The sequence below is a fragment of the Pseudoclavibacter sp. 8L genome (assembly GCF_902506465.1).
Classification (GTDB): Bacteria; Actinomycetota; Actinomycetes; order Actinomycetales; family Microbacteriaceae; genus Pseudoclavibacter.
Map to the genome: position 1 here is coordinate 1 of NZ_LR733188.1, position 7,815 is coordinate 7,815.

General features: G+C 69.1%; 9 protein-coding genes. 4 read left to right on the plus strand and 5 right to left on the minus strand.

Annotated elements, in window-relative coordinates; genetic code table 11:
* Positions 1-41: 41 nt before the first annotated feature.
* Positions 42-1,691 (minus strand): ABC-F family ATP-binding cassette domain-containing protein, encoded by a 1,650-nt coding sequence (locus GV007_RS16105; protein ID WP_160074423.1) that lies wholly within the window; start codon positions 1,689-1,691, stop codon positions 42-44.
* Positions 1,692-1,899: 208 nt separating this feature from the next.
* Between GV007_RS16105 and GV007_RS16110 the strand changes: the two genes are divergently transcribed.
* The 3 genes from GV007_RS16110 (at position 1,900) to GV007_RS16120 (ending at position 4,158) form a co-directional block, all read left to right on the plus strand.
* Entirely contained in the window at positions 1,900-3,207 is a 1,308-nt protein-coding gene (locus GV007_RS16110; RefSeq protein WP_236558584.1) for an alpha/beta fold hydrolase, read from the plus strand.
* The gene (locus GV007_RS16115; protein ID WP_160074425.1) at positions 3,207-3,629 is read left to right on the plus strand and encodes a BP74-related protein; all 423 of its coding nucleotides are present in this window, start codon (positions 3,207-3,209) and stop codon (positions 3,627-3,629) included. Before GV007_RS16110 ends, GV007_RS16115 begins: the two co-directional genes overlap by 1 nt.
* A gap of 319 nt (positions 3,630-3,948) precedes the next feature.
* The gene (locus GV007_RS16120; RefSeq protein ID WP_160074427.1) at positions 3,949-4,158 is read left to right on the plus strand and encodes a hypothetical protein; all 210 of its coding nucleotides are present in this window, start codon (positions 3,949-3,951) and stop codon (positions 4,156-4,158) included.
* Between the two features lie 455 nt (positions 4,159-4,613).
* Here GV007_RS16120 and GV007_RS16125 read toward each other — a convergent pair whose 3' ends face one another.
* Entirely contained in the window at positions 4,614-4,859 is a 246-nt protein-coding gene (locus GV007_RS16125; protein WP_160074429.1) for a hypothetical protein, read from the minus strand.
* A gap of 329 nt (positions 4,860-5,188) precedes the next feature.
* Between GV007_RS16125 and GV007_RS16130 the strand changes: the two genes are divergently transcribed.
* Positions 5,189-5,476 (plus strand): hypothetical protein, encoded by a 288-nt coding sequence (locus GV007_RS16130; RefSeq protein ID WP_160074431.1) that lies wholly within the window; start codon positions 5,189-5,191, stop codon positions 5,474-5,476.
* Here GV007_RS16130 and GV007_RS16135 read toward each other — a convergent pair.
* The 3 genes from GV007_RS16135 to GV007_RS16145 all read right to left on the minus strand — a co-directional run bounded on the left by GV007_RS16135 (position 5,420) and on the right by GV007_RS16145 (position 7,361).
* Entirely contained in the window at positions 5,420-6,169 is a 750-nt protein-coding gene (locus GV007_RS16135; RefSeq protein ID WP_160074433.1) for an SGNH/GDSL hydrolase family protein, read from the minus strand. The two genes, GV007_RS16130 and GV007_RS16135, sit on opposite strands and share 57 nt — an antisense overlap.
* A 155-nt stretch (positions 6,170-6,324) precedes the next feature.
* Positions 6,325-6,654 (minus strand): hypothetical protein, encoded by a 330-nt coding sequence (locus tag GV007_RS16140; RefSeq protein WP_160074435.1) that lies wholly within the window; start codon positions 6,652-6,654, stop codon positions 6,325-6,327.
* Positions 6,651-7,361, minus strand: coding sequence for a DsbA family oxidoreductase (locus GV007_RS16145; protein WP_160074437.1), 711 nt, complete (start codon positions 7,359-7,361; stop codon positions 6,651-6,653). The genes GV007_RS16140 and GV007_RS16145 overlap by 4 nt, the downstream gene beginning before the upstream one ends.
* Positions 7,362-7,815: the final 454 nt, after the last annotated feature.

Consider the following 7,815-nt stretch of genomic DNA (forward strand, 5'->3'; position numbering starts at 1 on the left):
ACCCGACGCCGCCCGAGCCCACCCGTGCGCCGCCTCGGCCGTCACCGTTCCGTGAGCTGACCGCCCTCGACGTGCCAGGCCCGGTTGAGCTGCACGGTCTCGAGCATCCGCCGGTCGTGCGTGACGAGGAGCAGGGTGCCCTCGTAGCTCTCGAGGGCCTGCTCGAGCTGCTCGATGGCGACGAGGTCGAGGTGGTTGGTCGGCTCGTCGAGCACCAGCAGGTTGACGCCCCGGGCTTGGAGGAGCGCGAGCCCCGCCCGGGTTCGTTCGCCGGGGGAGAGTTCGTCGGCGCGGCGTCCGACATGGTCGGCCTTGAGGCCGAACTTGGCGAGCAGGGTGCGCACCTCGGCGGTTGGCCAGTCGGGCACCTGGGCTTCGAACTGCTCCGCGATCGGTGCTGGCCCGGTGAGGGCTGCCCTTGCCTGGTCGATCTCACCGAGGGCGACACTGGAGCCGAGGCTCGCGGTTCCCGAGTCCGGCTGGATGTGCCCGAGCAGCAGGCGGAGGAGGGTTGATTTCCCCGCGCCGTTCGGGCCGGTGATGCCGATGCGGTCACCGGCGTCGACCTGCACGGAGACGGGCCCGAACGTGAAGCTCCCGAGGTGCAGCTCGGCGCGGGAGAGCGTCGAGACCACGGAGCTGGAACGCGGAGCCGTGCCGATCGTGAACTGCAGCTGCCATTCCTTGCGCGGCTCCTCGACCTCATCGAGGCGCGCGATCCGGCTCTCCATCTGGCGCACCTTCTGCGCCTGCTTCTCGCTCGACTCCGTGGCCGCTTTCCGCCGGATCTTGTCGTTGTCCGGTGCCTTGCGCATGGCGTTGCGCACGCCCTGGCTCGACCATTCGCGCTGCGTCCTGGCTCGCCCGACGAGGTCCGCCTTCTTGTCTGCGAACTCTTCGTACTCTTCCCGCGCGTGGCGCTTCGCGGTTGCCCGCTCCTCGAGGAACGCCTCGTACCCGCCGCCGTACACGTGGTTGCTGTGCTGGGCGAGGTCGAGTTCCAGCACGCGAGTGACGCTCCTGGCGAGGAACTCGCGGTCGTGGCTCACGAGGACGACGCCACCGCGGAGGCCCTGGATGAACGCCTCGAGCCGTTCGAGCCCGTCGAGGTCGAGGTCGTTGGTCGGCTCGTCGAGGAGCACGATGTCGAAACGGGAGAGCAGGAGTGCGGCGAGGCCGACTCTCGCGGCCTGCCCGCCGGACAGGGAGGTCATGAGGGCGTCGGCGCTCAGCTCGAGCCCGAGCTCGGCGAGGACGACCGGGAGGCGCTCTTCGAGGTCAGCGGCTCCGCTCGCGAGCCAGCGCTCGAGGGCGACGCCGTACACTTCGCCGGGGTCCGGGGCGCCTGGTTTCGCCTCCTCGGCGAGGGCCTCGGCTGCCGCATCCATCTCAGCGGTGGCTTCGGTGGTGCCGGTTCGGCGGCCGACGTACTGGGCCACGGTCTCTCCGGACACGCGCTCGTGCTCCTGGGGGAGCCAGCCGATGAAGGCATCGGCCGGCGCGAGCGACACGCTGCCCTCCATGGGCTCGTCGATGCCGGCGAGGAGGCGAAGCAGCGTCGACTTGCCCGCTCCGTTCGCGCCCACGACGCCGACCACGTCGCCGGGGGCGACGACGAGGTCGAGGGACGAGAAGAGCGTGCGGTGGTCGTGGCCACCCGCGAGGTCCTTGGCGACGAGGGTTGCGGTCATTGCTCTATGTTCGCGCACTCTGGGAGCCCCTGCGGACGGCTCGCGGGCTCGAGCACCTCCGCCGCATTTGGCGGCGACCCCTTGACCGGGTGCGTGGCCGGGCCGACACTGAACTCGCAGTTGACGAACCCCCGCTGGCTGCGTTGCCGTTTGTTTCCGGATGCGTCCGGCTCGCGGGCCGTGCAGAACGTTCGGGAGAGGAAAGCCAGTGGCAGAGACGCCGTCGAACCTGCCGCAGGAGCCTTCGAGTGGAGGGCCACCGAAGCCGCCTCGTACCCTGGGCCGTGCGGCTTCACGTTCACCGAAGCGAATCGTCGCGTTCGTCGTGACGGGGGCGCTCGCGGTCGCCGCGGTTCTCATCGGTGCCGAGGTGCTGCGGGTGAGCGGCGACACCATCGAGCAGGGGGACCTCGCTGCGTTCTACGTGCAGCCGGACGGGGACGTCCCCACAGAGCCAGGGACGCTGGTGCGCAGCGAGCAGCTGCTCGGGACCCCGATCGGCTCGCAGGCTTGGCGCATCCTGTACTCGTCGACCGACCTCGATGGGGCTCCGGTGCTCGTGTCCGGGGTCGTCATCGTCCCGGACGGCAAGGCCCCTGCAGACGGGCGCACGGTGCTCGCGTGGGGCCATCCGACGACCGGCACGGATCCATCGTGTGCGCCGTCTCGGGCCTTCGATCCGTTCATCGGCATCGAGGGGATGCGCCTCATGCTCGACCGCGGCTACGCGGTCGTCGCGACCGACTACCTCGGCATGGGGGTCACCACTGCGGAGGGCGTGCGGGCGGGGAAGGACTCCTATCTCGTGGGGGAGACGGCGGCGCGCAGCATGCTCGACTCGGTGCGAGCCGCTCAACAGATCGACCCAGTGGAGGCAGGCGACGACGTCGTGCTCTGGGGGCACTCGCAGGGCGGTCAGGCTGCGCTCTTCGCGGCACAGGAGGCGCCGAGCTACGCCCCGGAGCTCACGATCGCCGCGGTGGCCGTCGCGGCACCCGCCGCTGACCTCACGAAGCTCATGGGGTCGCACCTGGACGATATCTCCGGGGTCACGATCGGCTCGTACGCGTTCCCGGCGTTCGCCGAGGTGTATGCGAGTGTGCCGGGCGCAGATTTGTCGAGCATCCTCACTCCGGCCGCGATCGAGAAGGTTCCGCAGATGAACTCGCTGTGCCTGATGAGCAGCCTCACCGAGCTGCACGACATCGGGCAGCCGCTCATCGGCGAGTTCACGCTGCACGACCCCACTACGGCGGAGCCGTGGGCAACTCTCCTGCGCGACAACTCTGCCGGGGGCAAGGGAATCGATGCGCCTCTCTTCGTCGCGCAGGGAAGCGCCGACGAGCTTGTGCTCCCGGCCGACACAGCTGCGTTCGTCGCCCACGAGGAATCGATCGGGACCGAAGTGCACGCCGTGACCGTGCCCGGAGCAAGCCACGGAACTATCGCCTACGAGTCACTCCCCGAGCTCGAGCGCTGGCTCGAGCAGCACGTGCCCACCAACGGAGGTCCCTGATGCCCGAGTTCCCACGCCCCGCATCCGTCGGTCTTGCGCTCGCCGCGACGATCGGGCTAGCTGTCGCCGTGAGCGGATGCTCGACGCAATCCCCAGCGACGCCTTCTCGGGCCGTCGCCACGTTCCAGGTGGTCGACCAGAGCTACAAGGTCGAGCTTCCGACTTCTGGCCTCGTCGAGCACGCTCAGAAGCTCCTCGAAGGGGAGGACGTGCCGGCGATTCCTGTGGGGACGATCGTGCGCGACGACGCGTCTGTGAACGAACCGTGGACGTGGCACATCGACCCGACAACGCTCGAGTTCGCGGACTTCACGACGGAGGTGTGCGACGGCCTCCCCGAGTACGTCGAGGACGGAACGCTCACGAGCGACGTGTACTGCCCGTGGTCCGCGAAGATCACCGAGATCGAGGTGCTCCAGTAGCGGCGATCAGGGGGGGGCACGCCCAGATGGCGGCGTCCCCGGGTGGGTGGCGGGGTTTTGAGCGGTGTTGACTGACTCGCCGGGCGGACTGACTCGCCGGGCGGACTGACTCGCCGGGCGGATTGACTCGCCGGGCGGATTGGCCGGCCCCGTCTGATGGGCCCGCCGGTGCTGTCGCGACGCCTGTCCGGTTGCGCGGATCCGGGGCGAGTCCACGTCTCGCGTGCACGGGGTTCGGAGCCTCGAGTGCTTCCCTGGGATGAGTGGGGCGGCAGTCAGTCGCCCGCGTGGATCCGAGCGCAGTGAGGCGGCGAAGATCATGGGAGTCACCAACATCGAAGAAGGAGTTCCCGAGGGCGAGGAACGGTGGCGAGACGAAGGCGGCTCCGGTGAGAGCACGCACTTCCACGCGCACGGCTGGCGTCCCGACCCCGTGGTGCCGAACTCGGTGCCGTCAGCGGCGGCCGCGCCTGACGGAGCGGCACCGCCCGCCTCGGTACCGACCGGATCGGACGATCAGGCCCGCTAGCAGCTCAGAACCACTCGCTGACAGCGAGACTCGAGAGCGCGCAGGAGGAGACGCGTCCGAGATCGCGTCCGGCACGACGCTGAGCGGGGCAGCCCCGACTGGAGCGCCCGGGATGACGCAGCCGCAGGGGGCAGTCCAGCCGGGTGCGCCGGTTTTGCGGCTGGGCCGCTAGCCGGACGCGCCCGAAAGCCGGACGCGCCCGAAAGCCGGACGCGCCCGAAAGCCGGACGTGCCCGAAATCCGGACGTGCCCGAAATCCGGACGCGCCCGAAATCCGGACGCGCCCGAAAGCCGGACGCGCCTGAAATCCGGGTGCACCCGCTGCCCGGGTGCGCCCGCTTGCGGCTGGGCGCGCCATCCGGACGCACCGCTGTGCAGATAGGCCCGCTCTCCGGATGCACCCACTGTGCAGATGTGCCCGCTCTGCAGCTGGGCAGGCCATCTGGCTGGGTCCGCTATCCGGCTGTGCGGGCGTTGGCGGCAGCGCGGCGTCCGGTCCGGCGGCGCCGGGGACGTGCCGCCGCGACGTCCGATTGGTCGTGCTCGACGGGGAAGAGAGCCTCGGAGAGGGCCTCTTGGGCTTCGTCGAGGGTCCCATAGTCGCCGATGCTCTGGCCCTGGGGGCCCTGGAGGGTGTGCAGGCCGGTGTCTGCGATCGTGATGAAGCCAGCGAACTCGTCGCTGATGGTTGCCGCGTACACGTCGTCGTCGGCTTGTCGCCAAGAGACTCGAGGTGCGGGCAGGGTGAATGGTATTGCGAGTGTGATGCGATTCTTCGTTTCGTTGCGGCGCAACCCGCCAGCGTTGGCGGGGCGCATTCTTTCAAGCATGTGTGTGCCGCTGTGGGCGCGTGCTGGTCAGCCGACTCGTGCTCGTAAGCAGGTGGGCGTCTCGGACTTGGGTCCTGGTGGCCACGGATCCGGTGGCGCGGATGGCGACAGGCAGGATCTGGAATGTCCGCGAGAAGCGGGGTGATCATGCGTCGACTCCACCACTATACGGCACGAAGCCTGAATGGGACGGATTTCTCGTGAACGACGACATCAACAGCAGCGTGGGTGAGGGGGACGAATCGAGCGAGAGCGGCGGCACGAGCGGGCTCGGTGAGCTGCAGCAGCTCGGCTTCTCGGTGTCCGGATCCATCTCGAAGTCGGTGGATGAGGTCTACGAGGCGGTGGCCGGAGCATGGCGTACGGCTGCGGGAGGGCTTCTGCAAGTAGGCGAGAGCGTCGGCGGGCCGCCTCTTTCGCTGACGGTGCTGCTAGTCGGTGGCGACCGGATCGAGCGTCGGGTACTTCGGCGTGCGCGAGTCACCTGACGACTTGCCGGTGAGCCGGCGGCCGATCCAGGGGAGCACGTACTCACGCCAGTACTCGGAGTTGCGAGGGCGCTGGATGCTGGGGGTCTGGGGGCCGAAGTCAGGTGCGGGCACGTCGAGGGCGGAGAGGACGTTTGCGGCGACCCTCCGGTGGCCGCTCACGCCCATGTGGAGGCGGTCGCGTGACCAGGAGTCGAGGTGGCGCAGCTCAGGGTCCGCCCAGTTGTCGACGAAGGTGATGCCGGGTTGCGGCGGCATCTTGGCGTGCACAGCGGCGGCGAGTGCGTCTCCGCGTGCCGCGATGCGCTTGCCCATGGGGAGGTGGTCCGAAGGGTTGGCGCCCGAGAGGAGGATGACGTGGATGCCAGCGTCGAGGGCCTGCTTGGCGCCGTCGACGAGGCGCTGGGCGACGTCATCGATGGAGACTCGGGGGCGGAGGATGTCGTTGCCGCCGCCGTTGAGGCTCATGAGCTGTGGCTTGAGCGCGATCGCTGCGGGAAGCTGCTCTTCGAGGATCGCGTCGAGAAGCCGCCCGCGGATAGCGAGATTCGCGTAGGTGACGGGCTCCGGCGACGAGACAGCGAGACCCTGCGCGACGAGGTCAGCCCAGCCGCGCACTCGACCATCCGGCAGCTCATCGCCCACGCCCTCGGTGAAGCTGTCACCTACGGCGACGAAACTCGTGAATCCCATGGGGAGAGTCCATCACACTAAAGAACCCACGCCGCTCAGGAGCGGAGACGCGCGCCGGAGCCAACTCGCGCTCTTCCTGCTGCGTCGGCGGCGGGGGAGTTCAGAGCAGAGCTGCTGTGCGCGACGCAGCTCTGCCCTGCTCTACCCTGCCCTGCTCAGATCACGCAGGCGTCGCCCTCGCAGGCGATGCCTGCGTCCCCCAGCATCGTGAAGCCGCCTGCCTGTACGGACCCCGGAGCCGCGTCTGATTCCGCGTCCAGGGCAGCTGGCGTCACGACTGAAGCGCTCAGGGTGCCAGTGCTCACGCTCGAAGTGCCCGTGCCCGTGCCCGTGCCCGTGACCGCAGTCGCGGCCGCATCCGCAGTTGCACCTGGAGTCGCCGTCTCCGGAGCCGCCGCAGCTGGATCCGCAGTCGCAGCCGCAGCGGGGGCGGCGGCCGTGGCGGTGGTGGATTCGTTCACGCCGTTGATCAAGTGGTCGGTCACGCGGTCGTGTTGTCGCGGTCGGTGGTGACCTTGTTCAGGACATCCGCGAAGGTTGCCGCTTCCTGGGCCCCGGAGACGCCGTACTTGCCGTCGATGACGAAGAACGGGACGCCTTGGATGCCGTACGCCTGCGCCTGCTGCTGGTCGGCGAGGACGTCGTCGTGGTGGACTCGCTCTTCGAGCGCGTGCACGGCAGCGGCGCGGTCGAGGCCGAGCTCTTCGGCGAGCTCGCCGAGCACTGCGATGTCGCTGAGGTCGCGTCCTTCGACGAAGTAGGCCTTGAGGAGGCGCTCCTTGGCGTCGAGCTGGCGGCCATTGGCCTTCGCGAAGTGGATGAACTCGTGCGCGCGCACGGTGTTGACGTGCTGGACGGAGTCGAAGTCGTAGTCGAGGCCGACGTCCTTCGCGATGCCGGTGACGCGGTCGAGCATCTGCTCGACCTGCACGACGGGGAGGCCCTTTCGCTCGGCGAGGTACTCGGTGGTCGAGCCGTGGAAGTCGATGGGCGTATCGGGGGACAGCTCGTAGCTGTGGTACTCGATCTCCACGGCCGGGGCGTCACCCGACGCTGAGAACTGCTCGATGCCGCTCTCCAGTTTCCGCTTGCCGATGTAGCACCAGGGGCAGGCGATGTCCGACCAGATATCGATGCGGATCGGAGCCTGGCTCGATGCGGCCTGAGATGTGTTCTGCGTTGCTGTCGTCACACGCAATGCAACAGGGCCTCTTTCTCGACTATTCCCAAGCGAAACCGGCGGGCTGACGGTCCGGCCGGCTGTCCCGTCAGCGGGCCCAGGCGGTTGGCGCGCCGACGGGGCAGGCGGTTGGCGCGCCGCCGGGCGAGCCGCCGGACCAGCTGACGGGGCGCCGCCGGACCAGCCGACCGGGCGCCGATGGACCAGCCGTCGGGTGAGCCGATGACCAACCCACGGACCAGTCGAGGGTTGAGCCGACGGGCGAGCCGATGACCAAGCGATGGCCAACCGACGCACCAGTTGACGGACCACTCCTCGCCCCTCGAGTCGAGTCGAGTCGAGTCAGAACGGTGGCTCCGGAGGTGCAATGGGCGCCGCGGGGGGAGGATCCTCGTCTCTTTCGCGGGGCGGTTTGCTGTCTCGCCGCCAGGGCAGTTGGTCGGTGGGTGTGAAGGTGGGGCCGTGG

Excerpts from the sequence above, each read along its gene's own strand:
- GV007_RS16120 (WP_160074427.1), top strand. The coding sequence starts at position 3,949 with ATGGGAGTCACCAACATCGAAGAAGGAGTTCCCGAGGGCGAGGAACGG.
- GV007_RS16105 (WP_160074423.1), bottom strand. The coding sequence starts at position 1,691 with ATGACCGCAACCCTCGTCGCCAAGGACCTCGCGGGTGGCCACGACCAC.
- GV007_RS16135 (WP_160074433.1), bottom strand. The coding sequence starts at position 6,169 with ATGGGATTCACGAGTTTCGTCGCCGTAGGTGACAGCTTCACCGAGGGC.
- GV007_RS16115 (WP_160074425.1), top strand. The coding sequence starts at position 3,207 with ATGCCCGAGTTCCCACGCCCCGCATCCGTCGGTCTTGCGCTCGCCGCG.